Source organism: Xenorhabdus sp. XBWT (genome assembly GCF_059072735.1).
The window spans coordinates 73914-97713 of the sequence record NZ_JCACRQ010000002.1; the positions used below are offsets into that span (position 1 = coordinate 73914).

At 41.1% G+C, this 23800-nt stretch carries 23 protein-coding genes; all 23 read right to left on the minus strand.

The window, feature by feature from the left end; genetic code table 11:
* Window positions 1-8: 8 nt before the first annotated feature.
* The 23 genes from traQ to AC5JQI_RS19640 all read right to left on the minus strand — a co-directional run bounded on the left by traQ (window position 9) and on the right by AC5JQI_RS19640 (window position 22782).
* Window positions 9-539 (minus strand): conjugal transfer protein TraQ, encoded by a 531-nt coding sequence (traQ, locus tag AC5JQI_RS19530; protein WP_493914763.1) that lies wholly within the window; start codon window positions 537-539, stop codon window positions 9-11.
* Between the two features lie 8 nt (window positions 540-547).
* Complete coding sequence (locus AC5JQI_RS19535; protein ID WP_493914764.1) at window positions 548-1300, minus strand: hypothetical protein; 753 nt, start codon at window positions 1298-1300, stop codon at window positions 548-550.
* A gap of 45 nt (window positions 1301-1345) precedes the next feature.
* The gene (gene traO, locus AC5JQI_RS19540; protein ID WP_493914765.1) at window positions 1346-2518 is read right to left on the minus strand and encodes a conjugal transfer protein TraO; all 1173 of its coding nucleotides are present in this window, start codon (window positions 2516-2518) and stop codon (window positions 1346-1348) included.
* A gap of 4 nt (window positions 2519-2522) precedes the next feature.
* Window positions 2523-3467 (minus strand): DotH/IcmK family type IV secretion protein, encoded by a 945-nt coding sequence (locus tag AC5JQI_RS19545; protein ID WP_493914766.1) that lies wholly within the window; start codon window positions 3465-3467, stop codon window positions 2523-2525.
* Complete coding sequence (locus tag AC5JQI_RS19550; protein ID WP_493914767.1) at window positions 3467-4141, minus strand: DotI/IcmL/TraM family protein; 675 nt, start codon at window positions 4139-4141, stop codon at window positions 3467-3469. Before AC5JQI_RS19550 ends, AC5JQI_RS19545 begins: the two co-directional genes overlap by 1 nt.
* Window positions 4142-4187: 46 nt before the next feature.
* Entirely contained in the window at window positions 4188-4724 is a 537-nt protein-coding gene (locus AC5JQI_RS19555; protein WP_493914768.1) for a hypothetical protein, read from the minus strand.
* 10 nt (window positions 4725-4734) lie between these two features.
* Window positions 4735-8301: an LPD7 domain-containing protein gene (locus AC5JQI_RS19560; protein WP_493914769.1), complete on the minus strand. Its 3567-nt coding sequence runs from the start codon at window positions 8299-8301 to the stop codon at window positions 4735-4737.
* Between the two features lie 8 nt (window positions 8302-8309).
* Complete coding sequence (icmT, locus tag AC5JQI_RS19565) at window positions 8310-8576, minus strand: IcmT/TraK family protein (RefSeq protein WP_493914770.1); 267 nt, start codon at window positions 8574-8576, stop codon at window positions 8310-8312.
* A complete protein-coding gene (gene traJ, locus AC5JQI_RS19570; protein WP_493914771.1) occupies window positions 8576-9736 on the minus strand; it encodes a plasmid transfer ATPase TraJ in 1161 nt (386 codons plus the stop codon). The genes icmT and traJ overlap by 1 nt, the downstream gene beginning before the upstream one ends.
* A gap of 15 nt (window positions 9737-9751) precedes the next feature.
* Entirely contained in the window at window positions 9752-10540 is a 789-nt protein-coding gene (locus AC5JQI_RS19575) for a type IV secretory system conjugative DNA transfer family protein (protein WP_493914772.1), read from the minus strand.
* Window positions 10537-10995, minus strand: a complete 459-nt coding sequence (locus AC5JQI_RS19580; protein ID WP_493914773.1) for a DotD/TraH family lipoprotein — start codon at window positions 10993-10995, stop codon at window positions 10537-10539. Before AC5JQI_RS19580 ends, AC5JQI_RS19575 begins: the two co-directional genes overlap by 4 nt.
* A 147-nt stretch (window positions 10996-11142) precedes the next feature.
* A complete protein-coding gene (gene pilV, locus AC5JQI_RS19585; RefSeq protein ID WP_493914774.1) occupies window positions 11143-12420 on the minus strand; it encodes a shufflon system plasmid conjugative transfer pilus tip adhesin PilV in 1278 nt (425 codons plus the stop codon).
* A complete protein-coding gene (locus tag AC5JQI_RS19590; protein WP_493914775.1) occupies window positions 12417-13082 on the minus strand; it encodes a prepilin peptidase in 666 nt (221 codons plus the stop codon). The genes pilV and AC5JQI_RS19590 overlap by 4 nt, the downstream gene beginning before the upstream one ends.
* A 1-nt stretch (window position 13083) precedes the next feature.
* On the minus strand, window positions 13084-13512 hold the full coding sequence (locus tag AC5JQI_RS19595) for a lytic transglycosylase domain-containing protein (protein ID WP_493914776.1): 429 nt from the start codon (window positions 13510-13512) through the stop codon (window positions 13084-13086).
* Between the two features lie 118 nt (window positions 13513-13630).
* Window positions 13631-14224: a type 4 pilus major pilin gene (locus AC5JQI_RS19600; protein WP_493914777.1), complete on the minus strand. Its 594-nt coding sequence runs from the start codon at window positions 14222-14224 to the stop codon at window positions 13631-13633.
* 47 nt (window positions 14225-14271) lie between these two features.
* On the minus strand, window positions 14272-15402 hold the full coding sequence (locus AC5JQI_RS19605) for a type II secretion system F family protein (RefSeq protein WP_493914778.1): 1131 nt from the start codon (window positions 15400-15402) through the stop codon (window positions 14272-14274).
* The gene (locus tag AC5JQI_RS19610; RefSeq protein ID WP_493914779.1) at window positions 15399-16877 is read right to left on the minus strand and encodes a GspE/PulE family protein; all 1479 of its coding nucleotides are present in this window, start codon (window positions 16875-16877) and stop codon (window positions 15399-15401) included. Before AC5JQI_RS19610 ends, AC5JQI_RS19605 begins: the two co-directional genes overlap by 4 nt.
* 5 nt (window positions 16878-16882) lie before the next feature.
* Window positions 16883-17449, minus strand: a complete 567-nt coding sequence (pilP, locus tag AC5JQI_RS19615; protein WP_493914780.1) for a type IV pilus biogenesis protein PilP — start codon at window positions 17447-17449, stop codon at window positions 16883-16885.
* Window positions 17436-18758 (minus strand): type 4b pilus protein PilO2, encoded by a 1323-nt coding sequence (gene pilO2, locus AC5JQI_RS19620; protein ID WP_493914781.1) that lies wholly within the window; start codon window positions 18756-18758, stop codon window positions 17436-17438. Before pilO2 ends, pilP begins: the two co-directional genes overlap by 14 nt.
* Window positions 18759-18761: 3 nt before the next feature.
* Complete coding sequence (pilN, locus tag AC5JQI_RS19625; RefSeq protein ID WP_493914782.1) at window positions 18762-20396, minus strand: PilN family type IVB pilus formation outer membrane protein; 1635 nt, start codon at window positions 20394-20396, stop codon at window positions 18762-18764.
* A gap of 46 nt (window positions 20397-20442) precedes the next feature.
* The gene (gene pilM / locus AC5JQI_RS19630) at window positions 20443-20868 is read right to left on the minus strand and encodes a type IV pilus biogenesis protein PilM (protein WP_493914783.1); all 426 of its coding nucleotides are present in this window, start codon (window positions 20866-20868) and stop codon (window positions 20443-20445) included.
* Complete coding sequence (locus AC5JQI_RS19635) at window positions 20868-21842, minus strand: TcpQ domain-containing protein (RefSeq protein WP_493914784.1); 975 nt, start codon at window positions 21840-21842, stop codon at window positions 20868-20870. Before AC5JQI_RS19635 ends, pilM begins: the two co-directional genes overlap by 1 nt.
* Window positions 21843-22299: 457 nt before the next feature.
* Window positions 22300-22782 carry a transcription termination/antitermination NusG family protein gene (locus tag AC5JQI_RS19640; RefSeq protein WP_493914785.1) on the minus strand — a complete coding sequence of 161 codons (483 nt, stop codon included), beginning with the start codon at window positions 22780-22782 and terminating at the stop codon, window positions 22300-22302.
* Window positions 22783-23800: the final 1018 nt, after the last annotated feature.

The following is a 23800-nucleotide window of genomic DNA, read 5'->3' on the forward strand; positions in this document are numbered from 1 at the left end:
GTTTTTATTTACCAATGAAATTTAATTGTGTTTTGAATGGTATCAATCAATCGTGGATTTACAGCGAGCATTGTTCCGATAATTACACGTGTAATACCACTATATACGTCATCTCCAGCACTCAGACTTGTATGCCCATCTTTCAGTGAACGGCGAAGACGGAGTAGTCCTTGGTAGGCATAAATAATGCCTACCCACTGAAGCAATGTGAGGACTGCATTTATAGCTACTGCAGCTGGGCCATATTTCCCTTCTGAGACGTAAGCGATAGCACCGAATGTGATATTGCCCAATGCCAGCTGGTTAGAAGTCGCATTCATTACGCTATGTAGCGTGATAAGGCATCCACCTATTAAAATGACACCAACTATTTTTCCCGGCCCATCTTGCAATTGGCCTCGCCTTGCCTTGCTTGCAATGTTGCCAAAGTGTCCCATGAGAGTGATTATCCCGGTGAAAGAACCGAGGATTAACATTAATGCGATACCGGCTTGGCTTATATTGTTGATTGCATTAGCAATCATTTGAACCAAATCCATAAATATCCTTAGCGAATGATGCCAACTGTAGTTACCACCTCACGTTTATGTATATCTATTATTTTAACTGTAGCGTTTCCGATACGATCTCCTTGACGTAGTGCCCAAGTGCTTCCTTTATAATTTACCCATGCAAGCCCCGGATAAAGGCTGGCTATAGTAGCTCCCTGGAAATTAGATTTTTTACTGCCGGTTTGGGAAATTTTCTTGGCAGCTGGTTTGGGTGTTGTTGAGTTTATTGGCGATACAGGAGCTGATAGATGTGATTGTTGAGCTGAAAATTGTTGCTCAAGTGCGCGTAGTCGTTGATCAAGTGCTTTGATTCCTTCTCGATTATTTTCACTATAAGTTTGTAGGTTGTTGATACTTTCTTTAATTTCTCCTGTTTCTTTTCCTATCAGGGTGTTTTCTGATATGGAATTGGTTGAATGCTCCTGGCTAACAGGTACTTGTGGTATTGAAGACAATGGTTGTTCCTCAGGAGAGGAAGACACCGGCTGTTCTGCTACAGATTCTTGCGAAGCAAATTTTGGCGTACTGCTTGTTTGTTGTGGGGAGCCCTTGGAAAGGGTGTATATAATAAGACCGAGGAACATAACTGCCATCATCACTAACTGCATGATAGTAAATTTTATTCCTATTATTGGTAGAGTAATTAATTTAGTTTTATTAGCTTGCTGGGAAGTTTTAGGCGGTTCAACATTCACATCTTCCGGTAAAGCTGTTGTCGGGGGGGTATCTAAATCGAAACGAGAGCTCATTAATGTTCTCCTGAGGCTATTCTAAGTTCAGTGAGTATGGAGGCGTTATTTATTCACGCGATCACTCTCATACACTCCTTTCATAAATTGGATTGCAACCACTTGACCTTTATGAACGTTAACTTGTTTCATGGGGAGTTTGGCAGCATCGCTAGCTATGACTTGGCCTGCTTGTTCACCAATTCCTCCAATAACGGTTCCGACAACAGCAGAACTATTAACTTTGCCTGTTCCACCAGTGATTGTTCCATTTGGTGTGGAGAGAATTTGTGTGTTTTGATCTTTGTAGAGCCGGCCAACACCCCCAATCCCGCTAGCAAGCGCTGGTAAAATAATACGGCTGAAATAGCGATTATTAACTTCACTTGCAACTGATGATTGAAGTGTATCGTCTTGTAATGCATACGCATCTACTTGATATTCAACCCCCTTTAATGTCATGTGAGTTAGATGAATCACAACACCATTTCCGGCCAGTTGAACCCCTTTGGAGCTGAACCTTGCACCTTCTAAGAATCCTGCGGGGATATGGGCTAAAACAATTGAATTAAGGTTGTCAGAATCAATAGCAGTATCAATAACACCGGGTCTACGAGTGTTTGGCGGTACAATGATCTTATTTTGTGGTGTGTTTTTCTCCATTGCTGTTTTAGCAGGTTCCAACGGTTCATTACCGGGCAACCCGCTTGTCCAAGTGCTAAATGTATTGGTTTGATTTGAACCATTTCCTTCGCTTTCTTGACCAAATACACTGGCCAATTGCATTCCCCCTGGTTTCCAACGCTCATTTAGAACTTTTAAATAACCTTTAAGGGCTGTTTTTTTATCCTCAGAAATACCATCAGATGTTGGCGTTGAATCTTGTTGAGGTTCACTTGGATGTGTATTGAGTTCTACAGATTGAGGGGCAATAGAAGATGTTTCGTATTTAACATCGCTCATTTTCAATGAGGCAACAAAACTAGTTCCATTAACGTCCGCCGTCTGGGAACCCAACTTGTTGGCTTGACTCTGTAGTTGTTGATATTGTTTAGTTTCAATACTTTTAACAGATGCGTTGTTTGCCACTTTGCTTAAGTTGATATTAGAAGGGGTCGGGGCAGGTTTGTTAAGATAACCCCATAAGATAAACACTCCCCCGAAAATAAGCACCCCACCGGATAAGATCAGTAACCCAGATTTCTTACCATCGCTCGCAACATCTTTTTCAATGGCCATGTAGTTACTCCAGATTGATATTGAGAGTCGCATTACGCCCTTGGACTGAGAATACGACTTCTGGCGTGACAGGTAGTTTCCAAATACGGGTGCCGTCAGCAGAGGACGACGTAGACACAAAAGAGTCCCTAATCATATGGCGGGAGCGGATATAGAGGTCATCGCCCATTTGCCAAACGCTGGTCATTGGTACATCACCGCCAGTTTTAAGGCGTTTAGCTTCTTTGGGAGGAATGCCATCTAAGAATGCCTGCAGTAATGGATCTTCGAGACTAATTTTCTCTCGTGTGATCGGGAGTGGTTTGGCAGCAGGGCCTCGTAAAGGAATACGCAAATCAAGTCGGCTATCTGTTATTTGTGCTTTGTTTGAGTTATCGGCTTCTCCACTAGAGAGTGAAATCACGATAGGAACTGGTAGCCCTTGAAGATACACAGTGACGCTGCCTGTGTCATAAGCACGCTTAGCTTGAACTGTTATAGCTGCAGGGCTCTTCGGAAAGTATTTGATCTCAAAACCTGCCTGATTTCCGTTAACCGGAAGTTCTCCGATATTCCATGGTGCTCCTGTTTCATCAGTAAATGTTACGGTGCTTGGAAAATTAGGAAGAGTCCGTAACAAAGGTAATGATGCACCAGGAGATAAGTTAACTGTGAGTGAGCTAATGCGTGGTACTGCAGTCACTGGAGCCCGGCTTTCACTACGTTGTAATTGATCAAATGTTTGATGTAATTCTGAAACATCCTTTGGTGTCAAGGGAGCTACTTGATTAAGTGCATAAGACAATGCCGGCGATGGCAATGGGGCATTAGGTTCAGGGTTCATTGCCGATGGAATCGGTGCTTGTTGAATTGTAGAGGTTTGAGCTGCTGTAGGTGCCGAAGTTGCTTGCGCAGAGTAACTACTAAAGGTTGCCAGAAGGATTAAACCAGATAGTGGAGTTTTTAACATTATGGAGCCTCATAGGTAATTAACTGACCAACTTCTAAACCTGCGTTTTTCAAACGAGGATCAACTTGTTGAATGAGTAGTGAGATAACAAAGCTTTGTTCAGGCAAGGAATTAACTTGGCCAACGAGTTTTAATTTTGTGGGATATTGAATTTTCCAAGCATAAGCACCGTTTTCTAACTTTCCTTTGCTGACGACGACACCAGAAGATGTCATTGCTGACATATTCATTTTTTTGTCTTTTATCGCGGATAAGATATTTGATTGAGTTAAGGCGGTGTAGTAGCTCTGAAAGCCATCGTCAGAGAAACGAGGTATCAGGTTATTCATCTGAGAACGATAGTTAACAAAATCAAGTGTAAAAGCTTCTCGAATAACTTGGTTGCCAAAATCAACTACATCAGCATTACTATAAGCTGGTGTATCTGTTGGATGTAACGGGATTACTCTTCCATCTTGGGTCGCAAAATATTTCACCGGAGGATGTAATACCGCGTATACCAGACATCCGATTATTATCATTGTTACGAAAGTGCTAGCGCCGAACCAAACATTGGCAGTGAGTAATTTACGTGTAAATCCTACATTAAGTTGATTCGCGTTATGCTGAGCAATAGCCGATGCATACGGATCAGACGCAGCTGCCGGAGTAGTAGCCTGTTCTTTTTCTTTCATGGAATATCCAGATTTTATATTTTCTCGGTAATCTCAAAGGAGGAAACTAGCGAGTGAAGAGATATGAATCACCAGAAGAATCAGAAACGGAACGCTTCGGAGCTGGTGTTGCAGAGGTTCTTTGAGTTAATGACGAGCTTTGTGGAAAACTTTTCCCTATATCCATCCCTACTGAACGTGAGTCTTTCCCCACAAGTGGAGGTAAATTTCCCACTGGTGTATTTATAGAGCCGCCTAAAATAGGTGGTAAATCTCCCCAAGGGTCAATTTTACTGGGAATATAATCCCGGATCTTATCGCGCGCTGCTCGGCAGATTCTATCTTTAATCCCATTTAGAACTCCGCTCAAATCAGGGAATGTAGGTACTGTAATTGAAGTACTAATACTTCCCAAACACTGTTGCAGCTCTCTGGATATCTGGTTTTCTCGTTGCGACCAAGATTCAGCTGCTTTTTTAGCTCGCTCATATCCTGCTTGTGCCCCTGCTTGAGCCGCTGCCCCAGCACGGCAATTTGCAGATTGTGCAGGAAGCGAAAAACAACTGATCATAGTCATGGCCAATATAAAATAGTGTAATCGCATGATGATTCCTTTACGCCCCTGGTCGTGGTGTTGATGGAGTAGGCTTAGCAACATGTTCCACAATGTCTTCCCGGGTCTGCGAGGTTTGCGACGGTGGAATGTAGTCATTCGTAAACCCGAGTTGTTTGTGCAGATCCGGGGGACACTTTGCTGGATCAACTAATGGGGCATAAAGATGTTCTTTTTCATTTTTTAATCTGAATACAAAGGCGTTATTGGCACCGGCTTCATGATTGACCGCATTTCCATAACCAATGACTTTTGGGCCATCAGGAGTTATTGAATTGAGTGATAAATAACAACTGCCATTTTCTCGAGTGCACAGCTTCCCTAAAACGGAATGGTATTCACCTTGATAATGAACTACACCTTGTATGTATTCGCCCAGTCCTTTCACCAGAAGCAATTTAAGCTGATCTTCACTATTCATGGCTTTCATAAGTACGGTTCCTGCATCTTGAGTGTGGGCAGGTAATTTCATATCGGTTGGGCGTATTGCCGGAGGCTGTGAACCTTCACCATTAGATTTAAACCACAGTAGATCATTTGCTGGTGATGGTAGGTCTGGCACAGTTACGCCTGCTTTTGTAGCCAGCTGAATTACTTGTTCTTGTATGGATTTAAAGTGATTCATATCATAGGCCATAAGACTGGCAGGGGGGGCTGATTGGCGCTCATTACTGACAAGCAGATTAGAATCAATCGCCGAAGCTATTTCCCACCGGTTACGATGAGTAGTAATTTGATGTGTTTTTTCTACCCCATTTTCGACTACAACTTTTCCTTGATCGTCTTTTACTTTGGCCAACACAGTGACTTCTTCACTGCCAAGCCATTTAAGCGTGGCAACATCATCTTTACTTAATCCACTTTCAGGCATGACTTTCATTAAGTCTTTACCCCAGATATATCGTTCACCTTGTGCAGTTCGTAGGTGCACGTAATAGCTTTTACTTTCAGAAGGGTCAAAATTATATTTGGCAGGACCATAGCCCAATATAGTTCCGGTGATACCAGCCTGACTTTCTTTACGGCTGGCATTCTGTGGGGGAGCTTGAGTAAGAACTGCCGGGCGTAGTTCAGGTGGTATTTCTGCTAGTAATTCTGATGATGGAACAATAGTTTTGTGGCTGGCATCTTGAAGATTTTCCTGGGAAGGTTCACTTGGGCGTAACTCAAGTGGCAACTCTGGCGATAATCCAGATGATGGAACAGTCGAAACGGGTTCTGATTTTTCGTTGGGTTCAGTAACAATACTAGCAACCGGGCTACCTACTGGGATCGGTGTATCGTTTGGAGTAGGTTCGTCAGCAAGGTTCTTTATTGCTTCGTCCAGCATTAGTTGTTGCTGCGGATTCTTCATTTTTACATCGAGGTTATATTCTGCGATGAGATTAATGGCTCGTTGTTTGAATTCATCACTGCCAGTCAATTCGATACGACTGCGATAATGCTCCCGTGCGACAAGAAGGGCGGCAAGTATCATAGAATCATTTTTACTAGATTGATCAGTTGCCATCACGATACGATTACTATGGTCAACAAATGCATCTTCACCACTGAGCAGATATTTTACAGAACGGCCATCATTGGCTATTTCATGTGTGATTTGTTGCATTAAAGCATCAAGGTCTATTGGTGCTAATTGGAGTGATGTTTCGATAAGAATCGCATTTTCTAACTGTTCATTCTGTTTTACTGGTTCTACATTAGTTGCTAATTTTTCCTCTTCTTTTGCTAACTCTGCAGCTGTCGTTTCTTGGTTTTTCAAACCTGTTATTTTTGAATCCCGTATTATATTGTGAGAATGTGCTTTATCTTCCGATATCATTTCTTCGATTGAAGGTCGGCGAGAATTCAACCATTCTTTAGCGTCTTCATCTGCCGCTTCAATTTTTTCTTTCTCGAGATACAGTTCGGGCTGCAGTTGTTCAGATGCTCCAGTAACCTCTGTTGTTTCTACGTTCTGGGCTTGTTGAATTTCCGTTGGAGTAGTTTGTGGTACGTCCTGCTTGTTGTCTGCAGACACTAACTCACTAACAACATTGGATGGTTCATTTTCACCAAGGGGCGTTTCTTGTGGTGCAATATTTGCAATATTTGCAATATTTTCGCCGTTAATTGGCGCGTCATGCTCATTTGGAACCAGTTCAGCTGTTGCCGGCTCTAACATTTCAGAAGATTCAGAGACATCTTGTTTTGGCAATTCAGATGCGATGTTTTCGAATTGGTGTTCTTGCTGTTCCTGTTCCATAACATTTTCGATGATGTGGCTATAATCTGCATAATCATCGTTGGAGATGGAAGACTCAGGCGCAATATCAATGTTTGGAGGGGATTCTGAATTATCTGATTCTAATATTTCGTTCTGTATTTTTGTTGATTCGGATTGGTTTTCTGTCGGGGTATCAACCATTTTTATTGGCTCCATGCGAGAAGAGGCTTGTATAGCAGTAATTACAGGCTGCAACTGATGTTTTAGAGCATTAATCCCTCTAGATTTATGAAGATCATTAAAATCTGTAAGACCTTTTTGGCGTTCTTCGTCCGTAAATGCGGGAAGAATATAATGCCCCCCAGTTAATTCAGCGGCTTGAGATGCTTTTTCCCTGCCTGGATTACCGGGGCGTGTAGGTTTTGGGATATCATCATCGGCTAGAAACCATTTTGGGCTGTCGGGATAACGTTCATGTATAGCTTGAGCAACTTTAACTAAGTTACCGGAGTCAACGGCCATAACTACCGGATGCTGAATCGCCATTGCAGCACTTGCTGCGGTTGAATAGCCTTCGGCAAATATGATAGGCGAGCCATTTTTTAAGGTGCCGCCAACTACAAAGAAATTACCTTCTTTTTCTCCACCTGTTGTGAGGCGTTTATTTCCGTCAGGGTAGATAGTTTGTAGTGTTCGGATATTACCCTCGACATTTGAAAGAGGGATAATTAGACTATTTTTGGTGTCCTGATATACCCCTTTTTCAGCCTTGACTCCTTTACGTAATAGATAAGGATGATTGTGTCCAGCCTGAGAGAGTTTGTTATACAGAGCAGTAACTTCTTTGGATTTGTAGTTTTGTTGAATACGTTTTTCTCTGTCTCGAACTAACTGTTCCTGAGCAGCGATGGCTCTTTGGTGTGCGAGTGTTGTAGGGTCAGGCCTAGCTGATTTTGGGGACCATGTCTTTCGCTCTTGATCACCGCGATGGTTAGTAAACCATCCGTTTGGGAAACCATCTTCATGTCCTACATAGACACCTGATTTTGCCCCCTTTTTATCATCAAACATACTAATTCGTTGTATTTTTCCATTCATGACAGGATCGCCTTTTAGTTCGCCTCCATGTGCACGAATGAAGTCTCCAAAATCTTGTCTAGGATCACTTTCTGCAACTAACGTGGTGTCTACATGCCATTTCGATAATTTATCAAGATCTGCCCCAGTACGAGCTAACCACAGTCTTCTTTTGACATCGAATTCTAGAGCATTTTGGCCATTTTCCAGTTTTCCAGCTGTTCTTTTTGCTTCTGGAAGTTGTTCTATAGGAATTACTAGATAGGTAGGTTCAGTTGCTTTCATTACATGTCCTATTCAAAGAATTTTCGATACCACCAAGGACGTCCCGTGATTTTTCTTCCACGTAGCCAGTGGTGAACCCTCTGGAATAACACAGCTGGGGTGTAACCGAATATGGCGAGTACCTTGTATAAAATGATCAGAGAACAGCAGATGAAAAAGGTAATTTGCGTTGGCCATATGAATAACAATAGAAAAACTAGAAAGGCTAAAACGGGAATGCCATAAATGGTGACTGGTCTTCCCGCATCTAACCAATCACTGTAATCATTTTTCATTATGCAGCCTTTTGTTTATCCGAAAATTCCCGCCATCCCATGATTTTCTCTGCAGTTTGTGCATCAATGTGATTGTTGACGAACAATTGCCATGTCCGATCAACAATTCGGCTATTACTGTCGCGTAAACTTGAGTTAATCATTTCAGGCCAGCGAGTGTAGTGGTGTTGAGATAATGATCTCCGCCATTCGTCGTCAAATATTACGTATTCGCGTACTGCCGTGCGTTTTCCGTCTGTAGTTGGTATCAAACGTTGCACAACGATATAACGAAGAGCATTGAGTAAATCGAATGCAATTTGTTCTCGGGAATCTTCGGGAGCCATGATGCAACAACGTGAAAATGCATGACCAGGCGAAAAAGCGTGAAGGGTACTGAGTGCTAACTGACCGAATTGCGCACATGTCATTGCTGCTTGCAATGTTTCTAAGTCACGAATTTCTCCGATACCAATAACAGTTGGTGCTTGGCGCAATGATAAGCGCAATCCATCGGCAAAACTCTTAACATCCCGACCTATTTGGCATTGTTGAGGCTGTAAAACCCACTTAGGCCCACCAAGTAAATACTCAACGGGATCTTCATAAGTCACAACTTTCCCGTCAGGATGTGTTTCCCCGTAATGCTGATAGGTCGATGCTAAAAGTGTTGATTTTCCAGAGCCTGTTTCACCACAAACTAATCCAAGGCCGTTCAGAGGTAGAAGACTTTTTTGCAGATCTTCTTCTAAGTCCAGACTATCAAGTGTTGGAATTAAAGAGGGAATAACTCGGAGTGTTAGGGCGATTGCAGTATTGAGGTTACCAATTGTGCCTTGTATGAAGTTAGAACGGAATCTGACGCGCTCACCTCGAGCTAATTGATATCGACCGTTACTGTCACCTTCCAGCTGTAGAGCTCTGTCAACACCATTTCCGCTTTGTATTTGTGCTTTTATTTCAGGAGAATAAATTTCATCAATGAGTCGTATCAGATTGGAATGTTCTAATCTAAATTGGCTTAAAATGACTTTGCGGCCATAGTGATCTGCAATGAGAGGATTACCACTTTGTATATGGATATCAGATACACCGTGACGGTAGCAATGAACAAAGAAGCCTCGTAGATTATCAGCGTTCAACCCACCTCGACTGAAATCGTAGTGTGTTAAAGGAGTCATTGTTCGTCCTGTGAGTTACTTCTGAGAGTTGGTAATAACAGGTTTCCAGCGTTTTTTATCCAGTTCGAATCCGGCACGTTGTTTCAGATCCCGAACCTTATCGCCTATCATCAATTTGTCACGAGAACCGGTAACAGACTGGAGTTCTTCGCTGATTACTGGTGGTGAGATCATGCCTTGTTGAATCAACGTTGAATAACGTACCATTCCGGCATAATCTCGGGTTAATCGATGGAAATTACTTTCTAAAACACGGTCTGCACTTTCACGTCCATCTTGCCAACCTTTTCTAATCGCTTCACGCCATACTTTTTCTTCAGCGCTGTTTTTAGGTTTTATTTCTGAGGAAACATCAATACTGATAGTGAGCCCTGAGAGTAAATATTGTCGCCAAGTTGGGGGGTTACTGACGAAACGTTCTGGTACTAAGATGTTGTAGACTTTGTTCGCTGTGCGAATTTGTTTATCGGTAATGTGTGCTAAATCTTCCGATACTACTATGACAGGAGGTAACCAACCTTGTCGGTTTATTAATGGAGCAAACTCATAGAGACGGTTGAGGATATCATTTTGGTTATTCAACTCTTGTTGTAGTTCCCAAGCTCGTTGAGCTTTTCCTCCTCTAAATCCAACTGTTTGGCCAGCATCATTCAATAATTGCCATAACGTATCATTCACACCATATTTATCAATTGATTGAGGATATAGGTAAGCGTTGATATCAGGTGGTGCAGTACCCATTGTCGCCCCAATTGTTGGCATGGCAACAAGTGCTAGACACAGGGGCAGTGCTTTTAGTGTCATGCTAATATTCCTTTTTTCAGCGGCAGCATAAAGTAAAGACGCAACTCAACGGGATTTTGTTCTAGTCTGGCTCTCCAATCTATTTGGGTGCTAATGACACGCAATAAATGCTCAAAAGAGATGTTTTCTTCATTGACAGTGATAGGGAGTGGCAATCGAACACCGATATAAGCGAATGTTAAACCGCGTTGGTGAGCAAGTTGACTGAGAAGTTCAATAGCATCTCCACTCCAATTTACGGTAATGAGTTGAGAGTTAGAGTTAATTTTTGTAGGGAACTGAGTATTAGTTTTTTCTAAAACCCCTTTTTGGTGTAATTCCTGACGCAGTTTTTGCAATTGCTGGATTGAGATAGTTAGTGAAGATGGTGTTTGGTGTTGAGAAACTATTTGTTTTTGCTGACATCCGGCTAATATCACAGATAAAGTAATAAAGATAATCAGTCGATTCATCATTGAAGTATTCCTATTTTACTGCATATGCAAGTAGAGGTTGGAGTTGTTCCAGATAAAAGTAGAAAGGAAGAGATTGTTTTTGAAGGGATTACTTCCAGTAACCAATGATTGTTAGTGTAGGTTATTCTTGCTAAGATCTATTTCTCTCTAAATACAGGCGGCGGCACAGCTGGCCTCTCCATTACCACCGACTATAGACTGTAATATCCAGTCTCCATTGTTGTTTCGAGACACAAGGCAACCACGATAGTTGGTATAATCATAAACTGCGCGATGAAGCGCACAAAATTTATGTTTTCCAAGATTTACGGTTTCGCCATCCCATGCAGATTTTGAGAAGAAAACTGCATCGTTGAGTTGTGATGTAGACTGCCAAGTTCCAGATTTACAGGAAAGTATATTGCCATCGGAATCCCTACCGACAAGGCCGTTGGAATTACAGCTTTTATTAACTTGTGCTACACCTAACTGTAAAAATTCATCAGTCGAAATTCGTCCCTTAGAATGAATTTTGCCATCGGATTCAATACTGCCCGCTTTGACTTGGCCGCCAGTATAAATACCTTTGTCCTTCCAACTTCGAATCCAGTTTCCATCCGACATATAAAAACCGCCATCATGAGTGCCATTCATCCAGCCTTTATTACCATGTGTGATTATCCATCCATTATTGCTTTTGATATCGTTATTTACAGTCAAATCATCATTAAAATTACCTTTCTGGGCATTAATTTTCCCACCGTTGTTAATGTCATTATTATTTAAATCAATTGACGTATGCATCCGATTCAAATCTGGTCTGCCATTAACTTTAAAACGATAAAGACGATCTCTTTCTTCTGCGTCTGTACCTAATACTTCGGAGGACAGATAAGAGACAATGTGGCCACTCTGACCTTTGAGGCCGAAATTAGATAAATTCACTTGCCAGCCTCCGCCTGCGCCGTTCGCAATATTATCAGGGTAAATATAGCCGCCGAGTCCTGTTATTCCTGTGGAAATAAAACGCAACCCTTTGAATGGAATTTCACTACCTCCAGTAGTGAGAATAAATGCAACCATGCTCTCTTTTTTTGCTGGGTTTTTGGCTACAGATAGGACGTAGGTCTGATTATTATTATTCGCTAAAGAAAATCCATGGGGTAGATACCCTTTATCACGCAGTTCTTGACCTGATATGGATTTAGGTTTCCCATCTTTTACTTGATTTAGCAGAATTCTGTAGTTGTCCTTTATGTACCGCCGACTACCTTGGCTAACAATTGTGAGATGTTCTGCGGTCACATTCCAAGTTCGCTGATCAGTATAATCAGCATATTTTTGCATCCCTATAGGGGCTGCGAGTAATACGATGGCCAAAACCAACGCCAAGGAAACTAATGATAACCCCCGATTAATAGAGGATTGGACTGTATAGTCTGTCATAAAACACCTTGTATGGTTTGCAGGGGAAGGAACGTGGCCAAGATAACAAGAAGTGCGAACAACCAAGGAGCATACGGCTGAGCATGCTTTTTAGTAATAAGTGCGCCAGCAATAAACATAATAAATGCAATACCACATAATAGATTGGCTTGCTGCCACGGAATCCAGGCACAAAGAGCTGCAATTAAATGTACGTCACCTAACCCGAATCTTTCTTCGGCGTGTTTTCTGTTAACGCAGTAATGAAAGAACCGCATGAAAGCAAACATGACGCTGCTGCTAATAACGGATTCTGCAAATTGAATAGTGTTATCTGGTAGCAAAGAAAATAGTATACCGGTCAACCAAAATCCGGTGGTAAAGCTAAAAGGCAACCAAAAGTTTCGTATATCAAGAAGAACCAGTGGTATCCCCCAAGCTAATAATACCCAACATTTTATTATTCCTATTGGATTCACATTAGAAAGTAATCCCATTATAAGTAGTGAAGTACTGGCAAATGTGAAAGCAATTACAACGCTATTTATTTGTAAACGTGTCAGAGGGAAACCGTGGTGTGTTCGTATAAACAATTTGGCCGGGACAACCAGTATTAGTGCAACTAATGTTATAAATAGAGGGATAGCAATACAGAGTGAGGACCAAATAATTAAATTGACCAATTTAATTAGCTCCTCCATAAAGATTTAGGTAAACGGAATACACTTTGCGAGCGTAAATCATCCTCCGGCTACTGTTATTATCAGCAAACCCTGCATTATAAGAGCCTAAGCATTCCCAATTCACTCCGCATTTTTTAAGGTGTTTGGCTAATACCCAAGCCCCTATTTGAACATTGAGACAGGTATTATTTAGTAACTCTTGTTTATCATTAATAATGCCTAGAGCTTGTAGCTGAGGTATATGTATTTCATTTATTTGCATGAGTCCGTAATCACGACTAGTTATACGACCTGCTTTGTTACGGTTTTTCCCGATAGCGCTAGGGCTAAGATTACTTTCCACAGTAGCTATTGAACGTAGTAATAAAGGATCTACTTTGTAGCGAGCTCCAGCTTCGTTAAAACAGAATGCTTGAGCATGTATTGGCATAAATAACAGTACCATTCCTGTGAATACAATTAATATCATGAACCGTCGTACAGCACATAGCATGTTAATGCACTCCGATGAAATGATGCCGATAGAATTTTGCTATCGGCAAGGAGGATCAGGTATTACTGGTGAATATCAGTGTATTTTGCCCAGCAGAACCATTATCAGGAGTACATTGAGCGCCAATGGCATTTGCTGCTATTGGGCCGTTAGTGGATTTTCCGTTTACTTGCGTAATTACAATAGAAGGAGCTGCACTTAATTTAGTTGCGAGAGTGATACAGGCCTCCTGAGGAACAGAAGCGTAGGTCATAGAAAAGCTGGACTTTTGGCCACCGGCTGATGTTACAGGTTGAACGGTGACAGCTCCTCCCCATAAGTTTTGTAATTTTGCAGTGCCAGATGATTTGGTTCCCACTATTGTCATATTAGCAGGAGCGCCACCGAACTGGATTAGAGCCCCTGTCATTGCATCTGCGGTGCTAAAATTGTATGTACCTGATGTTTTTGTCATTGCACGGGTGTTGTTTAATATTTCAGCGGCATTATTGTATTCGGTGCTAGCATCATTACGGTTAAATAATCCTCCTCCTTGTGTAACGGCAACAGCCAACACAACTAGGGCCAAAACAATATAGATAGATGCTTCAAGAAGTGTGATAGCACCTTTATTAATGGCACGTCGAGGCGAACTAATAGATAGCTTCATATTATTTCCTTTTTATTTCCAGTGTATGTAGAAGTGAGATTGTTGGACTAGTGAGTGCCAACTAGGTTGTTGAGGTCTTGAGTTGCTAAAAGAATGAGAATCATATAACCAGCATTAGTCCCTAATGCGATATTAGAAAGTAATTTCGCTGTTTTCTTGATTTTAGCAACGGTTTGTTTAAGCCAGTTTCGTGCAAAATTATCGATAATGTTTTCGGCGTTATCACCGTCGGTAAGTAATGCCAATTTATCGATAGCACGGGGTGATGGAAATCCGAAACCAGTATTTCGTAATGCTATTCCAAGATGATCACCTTGGCTTACTTGGTTCTGAGTGGCAGCTAACCGCTCGAATAACCAAGGTTGTGCATGATTACTCAATATATTTATGGTGTCTTGAGTTGTTACTTGTGCTCTCATCAAGGCACTAAAATTCAATAAAAATCCTACTCCCAAGACGTCCCGATAAATACTCCAAGGCATTATCTTATCAAGAATATGTTTACGAACGTTGCCTGTTAAATTAGGCATGGACCATGTAACAAAGCCGATAATTAATAGAATGAATGCACCAAGTAAAAGGGCGTTATTAACGAAAAACTCAGAGATTGAGTTTAGCCACCATAAAGCTCCCCCCCAGTTTTCTTTACCTGATAGAGTTTCTAGGCGCGGCAAGAAATAGACGGTTACCATTTTCATCATGGCAAATGTTGTTCCCAATAAAAGCATTGGGTAAGCTAGCGTGGACATGAGGGCAGATTTCATATCGTCCATGCCCTGTACTACGGTAATTGCACGGTAGAGTGCAGCAGCAAGGTTACCATCTTGTGCACCGGCACTAAGAATGGCGGCTTCTTGTCTGGGAACCCATTCAGACAATCCTTGATCAACCGATTTTCCTTGACTAATTGCAGAAAGTGCATCTTCTAAACAAAAAACAACAGGCGGGCGTTTTGTTCCATAACTGAGGATCATTGCATTTAAGGCTTTCTCAACAGGAAGATTGTTATCCAGAAGGAATGCGAGATCTTCGTAGAGCGTTAAACGGTCTGAGGTTGTGAATGTTTTTTGAGCCAACCAACGACTCAACCTGTCATTAATATTGTTGATTGAGAACTTATCAGATTGTTTACCTACACCCGATAGAAGATTTCTTAACGCTGAAAAATCAAGTCTCATATTTCCTCCCTTGGTAACAAGGTAAGGCTATCTTCATCTAATGGGCTAATGTAATCAGCTTTGATAGGATCAACTAAACCTGCATGGAGGTATTTCTGTAAATGTTGGCCACGAGTAATACCACCAAGTTCATGAACCCAATAACTGCGTGCGGCCAGTTTGCCTTTGTTTCGGTAAATACTCATAAATTTAGCATCAGGGCGAATAATTTCGGCAATAACCTTACGTCCTGTAACACCTTTGTGGCAGTGTTCGCATCCTGAAGAATTTTGAAAGAATAGCTTTTCTGTATCACAGAATTTTTCTAAGAGAACCTTTTTTTCTGGTTCCAAGGTTTCCTCGACGTCTTGCCAGGATTTTTTGCAGTGAGGGCAAAGTAGCTGTACTAACCGTTGTGATATTAGACCAATCATCACCTGAGGATCAGCAATTTGTCCTATTGGAATATCCAGTGTATCTGTCAATCTATCTAAAATACCGACAGAACAGTTAGCATGTAGAGTGGTCAATACAAGATGACCTGATTTAGCTGCGGCTAGTCCTGATTGCACCGAGTGAGAATCCCTCATTTCGCCGACAATCATTGCATCAGGGTCTAGCCGCAATGATGCTGAGATAGACCTAACCCAAGCTCGACTGACCATTTCAGGATTATTTTTATCGGCAATAATCGGTGTCTGGACAGCGCCCCTAATAAGACCTTCTGGAGGATCTTCTAACGTTAATAATCGCTTACGATGGTTAGTGAAACTAAGATAGATCTCACTGAAAGTTCGTAAGGAGGTACTTTTCCCCGAACCTGTAGGCCCAGAAAGAATGACGACTCCTTCTGGTGTTGAAAGCATACGGCGAATTAGAAGTTGTTGTTCAGGTAGGAAGCCCAGCTCATCAAGTGTTGGAGGTGCCTTCCCTTCATCAGGCAATACGCGCATGACTACATAAAGGCCGAATTCTGCTGGAGTATGCGCGTAACGCGCACCAAATAATTTTGCAGTTTGAAGAAATTCTTTACGTATACGGGCATCTTGTGGTCTGTTTGCATTGAAACTTTTTTCTGCTACATCGCACATGGACATTACTATTGTGGATGCCAGTGTTTTACCTTCATCTTCATCCAATTTGTCGATTGTTTCTAAGTCTCCATGTATACGAAATTGTACTAAGGTGATCTTATTCATACCAATCAGAAAATGGATATCACTGGCCCCTAATTCCTTCGCTTTTCGAAAGTATTCAATGACTCTTGCTTGAGGAGTAGATGCTTTATCATTCTTTACTGGTTGTTTTTGTTGAATTTCTTTGAGTGTATCGAGTTGAACTAGCTCAATGAGTAAATTTGGATAATTATTGCGCTTTTCAGCAAGTGTTGATTGTAGCCGGTGATCACCTCTATGACTCTCAGATACATAAATTACAGGTTGTTCTGGATTTGATTTGTCTAGGTAAAAATGTTCTCCACCATATCCAATGGACATTATTGTTACCTCGCGAAAGATAGAGAAATTAGTGACTTATTAGGCGCTGTTATTATGACTTCGTTGATATTAATACGGCGAACAACATAGTCAGTACCCGGTATTTGGCTTCCTGTCTGGATGGTGATCTGATTACCATTATTTAAAGTAAGTAATGCGGTGAAATTTTTTCCTTTGCCAGAAATTTCAATCACCTGTGGTAGGGTTGTGCCTTGAGTTGCTCCCTTAATATCTGTTTGATTACTGTCTTGTATTGGTGAAACAGGATTAAATGGAAGTTCAAACGAACGGTCATAACCATTTTTTTGTAGTTCGCTGAAAGCCTTGGCTCGGGCTAATTGAGCTTCGTAAAGAACAGTCTCAGCTTGAATTGATTCAAGCTGCCCCAAATTTAAAGCGCGGCCAGCTTCTGTTCGGTTGAATGTTGTTAAAGTTTGAGTCGGTGTGGTTATAGAGGATTCTGTGGGCTCACTGATAACTGTTGATGAAGATGGTGAATCAGTATCTGGGGTTGCATTCACTGCTGGAGTTATCAGCACCATACTTAATAGCCAGATTTTAATGTTCTGCATACAGAACTCCTTCAATGTTGTATTCCAATCGGTTGTTTTTAAGCAACGTCCTTATGCTCATTGCTCTAATCCCATTGCTATTAAAACGGGAATGTGCAAACAATCGATCCGGAGGTATATCAGTGATAAATTCAAAATTATAGGTGCGAAACTGAAACGGCACGTTATTAGCTTCATCTGGGTTTGGCTGAATTGTGACGGTACTTTCACTTAGTCTTAGTTGCGCGTTAATGCGTTGCGCATAGCTGGTTAAATTTTGGATTTGTTGATCCCCGGATAATAAAGATTCAGGGTGTGCTGGCGGAACAAGAGAAAATGGCAGTGTGAATGATGCTGAGTTCGCTCCTCCAAGTATGTTGAAAGTTGATTTTATTTCGCTATAGAACAAAGGAAGTCGGACAGTAAAATCACCTATTGTTCCCCCGCGTGGCAATGAATAATTCAGTGTAATGCTCCCTGAATTGTTGCAAGTGCTTGAGTCGAAAATCCATCCAGCTATAGATATAGGGGCTTTTTCCCAAACTTTGCTACAGGCTTCCATCATGTCGGGAAATGAAGGAAGTGAACTCCATGGTTTCAGATTGTCGGTTATTTTCTGCTGATTTTCTCTGCTAGCCTGCTGTGCTAATAGAGCAGCTTGAGCTGCCTCAATGCGCATTTGTGATTGATGGACTTGCCAAGCATTGTTGACGAAGTATCCCCCACATAAAATGAGCGCAGTACTCCCTAAAATCCACAATGATTGCTGATTATGTGTTTTATAAAGACGAGCCCGACGAATGTTGATTTTATTGGTGAGTAACGGGGAGAGTTCTAATTCTTCTGCAAGTATGTCGTGGAAAAAATTAGAGGGTGCATATATTGACCACCCATTCTCGGGCGGTGGAGTTACTTGTAGAAATATTTTTACTGCCGCCAAAATAGAACTTTTGTCACCAACTACATCACCAAGCGAGGATAGTTTTTTGTCAATGACTGCGATAAACCAATATCGCTCATCAGAAAGCTGAAAAACAGCGTAACAATTGTCTGGTAAATTAGGTAGAACAGTGAGTGCCATGGATGAAAGGATATGGCCACTTTTTTTTATGGGTTGTGTATCAGTGATATTCACTGTACCCAATAATGTTCCTTGTGCTTGGCTATCTCCGGCTGCTCGTGCTGACCAATAATTAGCTTTCTTTTCTTTAGCACGTAGGCGCATGTTTCTCCGCCCGCGTATAGATAAGTACTGCCATTGTAGACCAGCTATTAACCAAGCATTGTCTGTTTGTAACAGGTAGTATGTTGGTATGTTTTGTTGAGTCATATTTTACCCCAAAATAACTGGTGTAATGAGAATGACTAACATAGTTTTACTGTCTTCACCTTTACTCCCTCCACCTAACCCGAAGAAGCGGAAACTTCCTACTCCTTGGCGATTAGCTGTATTACTCAATGACTGATAACCACTCAATATCAAAGTTTGACCTGATTTCATGATCACTCGTTGAGTAAAAGTTTTGAGACGAGTTCTCATGAGTTCTACCGATGTTTTTTCACTGGTAAATGTTCGCATCGTAGGATCATCAGACATATTGATAGCAAACTGCAGTTGCATCTTTGATGAGTCAGGCATCAAAAATGGCAATACAGTCATGTTGAAACCGGTGGTAATGGTTGATTTTGTGATACTACTAGATGAACCAACGTTAGGAGTATTTTCAGTTGTAACACTTGAGGCATAGTCTTGTTGTAATGCAACCTGAATAGGCACTGCTGACAAGTTTGTGGTCATGCTTGAGGCTTCGGTCATTACGCTGACGTTGGCCTGTTCTGAAAGTGCTTTAATAAATGCTGTTGAACCTTCGCCTTTACCATCCAGAATAGAGATGCCGCCACTTAAAGATCCGGAAGCTGCACCAGTAAATGCATTGCTTAAGGACATTCCGACACTGTTTGTATTAAGTATGGATTTCCAATCGATACCTAGCTGGTCTTGTTGGCGTTTTTCAACACTATATACTTGAACATTCAGCACAACTTGCCGGTTTAATTGCTTGTTACGATCATCTAAATAACGACCGATTTGTTCTAGTACTCTTGGTGTATCCGTGACCACGAGTACACCGGCAGACATATGCATTCGGCCTACACTTGGTGTTAACATCGATTTTATTGTGTTGGCGATGTCTTCATATAGATTGGATTTAATTTCCATCTCTGTAGATTGAGATGTATTTGAATCACCACTTAGCCCGCCATTACCACCATCACCGGTGGCTCCTACTGATGATGTTGTTCCACTAACAGTTTTAGATCCAAAGGCTGCTTTACTATCCATAAAATTTACAGGGAAGGTGCGTGTATCCAAGTAAAAAATAGTAATTCGACCTTGTTCGTAACGCCAGGATAAACCAAGCCGAGTTGTGACATTATCTAACATCCCTCCTAACTCACCTTGCCAAAATAAACTACGAAGAGAAGAAGAATCATGAGTGGACTGAATTGGTTGAGAACTTTCTCCCCCAATTATTGAAAGAGGTAGTATTCCATTTGGATCAGGTACTGGTATTGGACCACTAATACGCTCAGTTTTACCACTGCTTTTTGGTGTAAGCATGGCTCTGGCGTCAGGGGTTACTATTACTGATAAATGGCACTGTTTACTAATAAAAGCACTGACCTCAGCTAAGGTAATATTGCCAGGGCGATTGATTGAAACAGCACAAGGTGGGATCGGTGTATTACCGTCTGATTGTGCGTTTATAGGATAAGGATTGATCCACTGTGTCGTCAGATTGCGAACGACGGAGCCATTTTTTATTGTCTGTAAGTTCTTATCAATTTGTTTTTCATCTGACATTACTTTGTTATCAATTTTGTCTATACGCTCCAATGGCGCACAACCGGATAACAGCAGGCACAAAGCTGCCGCTATCCCTGTCAGGGAAAGTCGATTTTTCATAGGGTTCTCTGAATTAGAATGAAGAAGGCAGGAACAAGATTCGAAGTTAGTTTAAGTATACTAAACTGCCATCGGCAATAATGGTAGGGACAGTGATTTGCATATCATTACCCAAATTGTCAATTAAACGGCGGTTAATAACTTTACCAACTAATGCTGAATTGTTTGTTTGAGTTTGTAATGCCGCCATTAAGCCGGGTTGATTTTCTTGATATACAAATATGCGATTGGCTTGTAATACATTGTGTAATTGTGGGACAGTCACCCAACTTAAGCTGCTATCAGGGATAGTCCCTTCGGTTTGAGTCGGATTTCTATAACGCCAATCATTTATCTCATTAATGTAACGTACAGTTTGAATTGCACGCTGGTTAAGATTGCTCTCTTGTCGTTGAAACTCCGCAGGAAGATTGTTTGAAATATCCCCTATTACGAGAAAACCAATAAAGAAAGACAACAACCAGTAAAACATTAATGAACCTCCTTATCATCAACGCTCAGAACGCATTGTTCATTACGAATACCAGCGTATAGAGGAACTTTTGCTGTACCGTATAACGTGAACAAACTGTTAAGAGCATCACGATAGCTACCTTCAAATTGAAGAGGTGCATCAATACGATAATTGACCGAGGTTATCCAAGCTACTGTCCAATGGCTTATACCCGGAGTAGCGCATTTCTCATTGGCTGACCAATTGAATACAGTGTCTTTTAAGGTACTTCCGGTTTCGATGCGCCATACTTTTTGATGAACTATAGGCTTAGGTGCGATTACAGTTTTTAGCATCTGGGCTTTGCCAGACGTTTCTTGATTAGCTTTTTGAATCGGTAAAGTGTGGTCTTTTGCAGCGGCTTTTTCAGTTGATGTTGAGATCTTTTGCTCTGATGATTTTGTGTCTGAAATTGATACCCGTTTAGTCGTCCAATCTATTGTAGCAATTAAGCCTTTCTTCATCATTAGCTGATTGAGTACATAAGTCCATTGGGAATTACTTTCCCATTGTAATGATTCATGTAATTCTGATTTGATGTTTTTCCCATAATTTTGTTGCCAGTGTACAGGAAGTATCAGCATAACTGCTTGATTAAGAGTTTCAGATTTTCCAGCGCTCGCCGGCACAAGTAGTTTAGGGGGAACGCCTATATAACGCATAGCTTGCAATCCCGCCGCTGGTCTTGCTGTCAATGATGAAGATGCTGATATATTTGGTGTGCCCTTTGTCACTTTATTGTTAGCTAAAGAAACAGATGGAGTTTTAGGTTTAAGTTGTATTCGACTGACTTGAGCGAGTTCGCTGTGCGCTTGTTTTATTATTGGAAATTGTTCTTGAATTAGGGTCGTGACAAACTTTTGGGCTGGAACAGGAGGAGGAGGAGTTTGCACCGTTCCTGCACACCCATTCAACATCACCGGCGCTAAGGTGATAGTGATGAGTTTTTTCATTTTTTCTTTCCCTCGTTTGTAGAGTTCCGTCTGCGTCGGGGAGTTTGGGCACTATCTAGAACTTTTTGGGCTAGCACAGTGCTGTCTAAAGTTGGTAATAATTCGACTAGTGCTTCAAGTACATTTCGGCAAGAAACAGGTTGGTTTAGCATGAGTGTTAAATTAACAGCGTGCTCGTTAAGAAGTACATGGTTATTAGCGCTCAAGTAATAATTCTTTGACTGTCTTTGGATCATTAAAATCACCTCGATTACGCAGTTGCGTAAATATTGAAATACCGTCCAGATGACTAGAAGGTTAAAAGTCAGTATGCGCTGACAGTTCATAGGAAAATTGGAAAGAGGGGTATTAGTGTGAGAAACATAGTGCCACTTCTCATAGTGGCAGAATCGTTCTAATTAAATTTTTCACTGGCAATAGAGTAATACAGAAGTTTGTAAGCGGGTGATCTTGGCTATTAACGTAATGCTTCTGCAAATGCGAAGAACATGGCATTACGGGTTAATCCATTATTTTCCTCAACGAGAGATTGAATTTGCTTTCTTTGTTGATTATTCAATGGTGTTATTTTTCTTCCCCAATTATTTTTACCTGGATGATTAGTGCGAAATGCTTGGCTACAAACGGGTAATTGCATAATTTCATCTACGACTGAATCACGGATAGGAGTTATTTCGCCAGTGAAACGAACCAGATGGCTTATACCGGGGCAAAGTTCGATCTTTGACGTATGTTGTATTTCAGGATCAAAGAAAATAAACAGATACCCTGGAAAGAGTTGTTCCATTACTTGTCGGAATTGACCTGGTCTATCTGCTCGTGGCCGACGACTACGAATTACGGGGCTAAAAGCCATAACATTCATTCGTTCCAGACTCATCTGGGCTTTGAATATGTTGTCTTTACCGGCTTTATGACAAGCGAGATACCAGCGTTCCATGATGTCCCTCGATGATGAGCTGAAGAAGAGTATTTGAAGAAGAATAATAAAGCGCAGTATTGTATGGTGGGTAAGCTCCGCCAAAATTGCACCCAAAAGGCACAACTAACGAGCATTGAATGTTAGGAGACAAGCATTGATTTCTCCGTAACGATGACTGCACTTTAGCCTGGAATGTATCCGACAGTTTTAAATATCAGGTACAGTCCGGGCTAAAGTAATTAGACACTGTATTGAAGCGTAGAAATTAACGAATTTACTATCCGAGCCAACATGTGTTTATTTACGTATAGAATAGTATTTGCTATTTAATGTGTTGTAAAATGATTTATTGAAATTATAAATTTCGTAAAATCACTTAAAACAGTTATTAAGCTCTGTTTAAGTTAATTTAGAGATTTAAATGCCTTTAAAATGTGGCTTAGGCAGATCAATTAAATGGTGGTAATAAAAATACAGAATAATTAACTTTTGTTAATCGTTTTTCACTTGATTGCTTTTTGAGCTTAACTTGGTAGGTTAAAGAGCAAATAGATGATTTTTTATCTTGATCTTCACTGGATTGATTGCTTTTTGATCTGATTTATTTGTTTTAGATTTCTTGACTATAAGTGGCGGAGTAGTGGAAAATGTCAATTAGTCTACTGTTAGGATTGATAAACGAGATATTGTTCAAAAGAAAAATCCTTAACGATCCATTTGTTGCAAGTAATCAAAAATACGGTAGTATTTGCAACCATCGTGCTTAATTTTTCAAAATTTGATATGGCACATAAGGAATTAAAACGTGGAAAGCATTAGTCTGCTTTCTGTGATTGGATAGAGCATATCCTTAAATGCTCAGGGTACATAAGGTAGCGAAATTGGCGGGCCTTATATGCAAAATCCCCTGAAATCTGACTACATCTTGGCGGAAGAGACAGATATCAGGGGATCACAAATCAGGCTGCGGCCTGTGGAGGATTATAACGCATGTACATTCTAGATCAATATTATTCTGCCGTAAGCGCAGGATCAG

Excerpts from the sequence above, each read along its gene's own strand:
- traQ (WP_493914763.1), bottom strand. The coding sequence starts at position 539 with ATGGATTTGGTTCAAATGATTGCTAATGCAATCAACAATATAAGCCAA.
- AC5JQI_RS19535 (WP_493914764.1), bottom strand. The coding sequence starts at position 1,300 with ATGAGCTCTCGTTTCGATTTAGATACCCCCCCGACAACAGCTTTACCG.
- traO (WP_493914765.1), bottom strand. The coding sequence starts at position 2,518 with ATGGCCATTGAAAAAGATGTTGCGAGCGATGGTAAGAAATCTGGGTTA.
- AC5JQI_RS19545 (WP_493914766.1), bottom strand. The coding sequence starts at position 3,467 with ATGTTAAAAACTCCACTATCTGGTTTAATCCTTCTGGCAACCTTTAGT.
- AC5JQI_RS19550 (WP_493914767.1), bottom strand. The coding sequence starts at position 4,141 with ATGAAAGAAAAAGAACAGGCTACTACTCCGGCAGCTGCGTCTGATCCG.
- AC5JQI_RS19555 (WP_493914768.1), bottom strand. The coding sequence starts at position 4,724 with ATGCGATTACACTATTTTATATTGGCCATGACTATGATCAGTTGTTTT.
- AC5JQI_RS19560 (WP_493914769.1), bottom strand. The coding sequence starts at position 8,301 with ATGAAAGCAACTGAACCTACCTATCTAGTAATTCCTATAGAACAACTT.
- icmT (WP_493914770.1), bottom strand. The coding sequence starts at position 8,576 with ATGAAAAATGATTACAGTGATTGGTTAGATGCGGGAAGACCAGTCACC.
- traJ (WP_493914771.1), bottom strand. The coding sequence starts at position 9,736 with ATGACTCCTTTAACACACTACGATTTCAGTCGAGGTGGGTTGAACGCT.
- AC5JQI_RS19575 (WP_493914772.1), bottom strand. The coding sequence starts at position 10,540 with ATGACACTAAAAGCACTGCCCCTGTGTCTAGCACTTGTTGCCATGCCA.
- AC5JQI_RS19580 (WP_493914773.1), bottom strand. The coding sequence starts at position 10,995 with ATGATGAATCGACTGATTATCTTTATTACTTTATCTGTGATATTAGCC.
- pilV (WP_493914774.1), bottom strand. The coding sequence starts at position 12,420 with ATGACAGACTATACAGTCCAATCCTCTATTAATCGGGGGTTATCATTA.
- AC5JQI_RS19595 (WP_493914776.1), bottom strand. The coding sequence starts at position 13,512 with ATGCCAATACATGCTCAAGCATTCTGTTTTAACGAAGCTGGAGCTCGC.
- AC5JQI_RS19600 (WP_493914777.1), bottom strand. The coding sequence starts at position 14,224 with ATGAAGCTATCTATTAGTTCGCCTCGACGTGCCATTAATAAAGGTGCT.
- AC5JQI_RS19605 (WP_493914778.1), bottom strand. The coding sequence starts at position 15,402 with ATGAGACTTGATTTTTCAGCGTTAAGAAATCTTCTATCGGGTGTAGGT.
- AC5JQI_RS19610 (WP_493914779.1), bottom strand. The coding sequence starts at position 16,877 with ATGTCCATTGGATATGGTGGAGAACATTTTTACCTAGACAAATCAAAT.
- pilP (WP_493914780.1), bottom strand. The coding sequence starts at position 17,449 with ATGCAGAACATTAAAATCTGGCTATTAAGTATGGTGCTGATAACTCCA.
- pilO2 (WP_493914781.1), bottom strand. The coding sequence starts at position 18,758 with ATGACTCAACAAAACATACCAACATACTACCTGTTACAAACAGACAAT.
- pilN (WP_493914782.1), bottom strand. The coding sequence starts at position 20,396 with ATGAAAAATCGACTTTCCCTGACAGGGATAGCGGCAGCTTTGTGCCTG.
- pilM (WP_493914783.1), bottom strand. The coding sequence starts at position 20,868 with ATGTTTTACTGGTTGTTGTCTTTCTTTATTGGTTTTCTCGTAATAGGG.
- AC5JQI_RS19635 (WP_493914784.1), bottom strand. The coding sequence starts at position 21,842 with ATGAAAAAACTCATCACTATCACCTTAGCGCCGGTGATGTTGAATGGG.
- AC5JQI_RS19640 (WP_493914785.1), bottom strand. The coding sequence starts at position 22,782 with ATGGAACGCTGGTATCTCGCTTGTCATAAAGCCGGTAAAGACAACATA.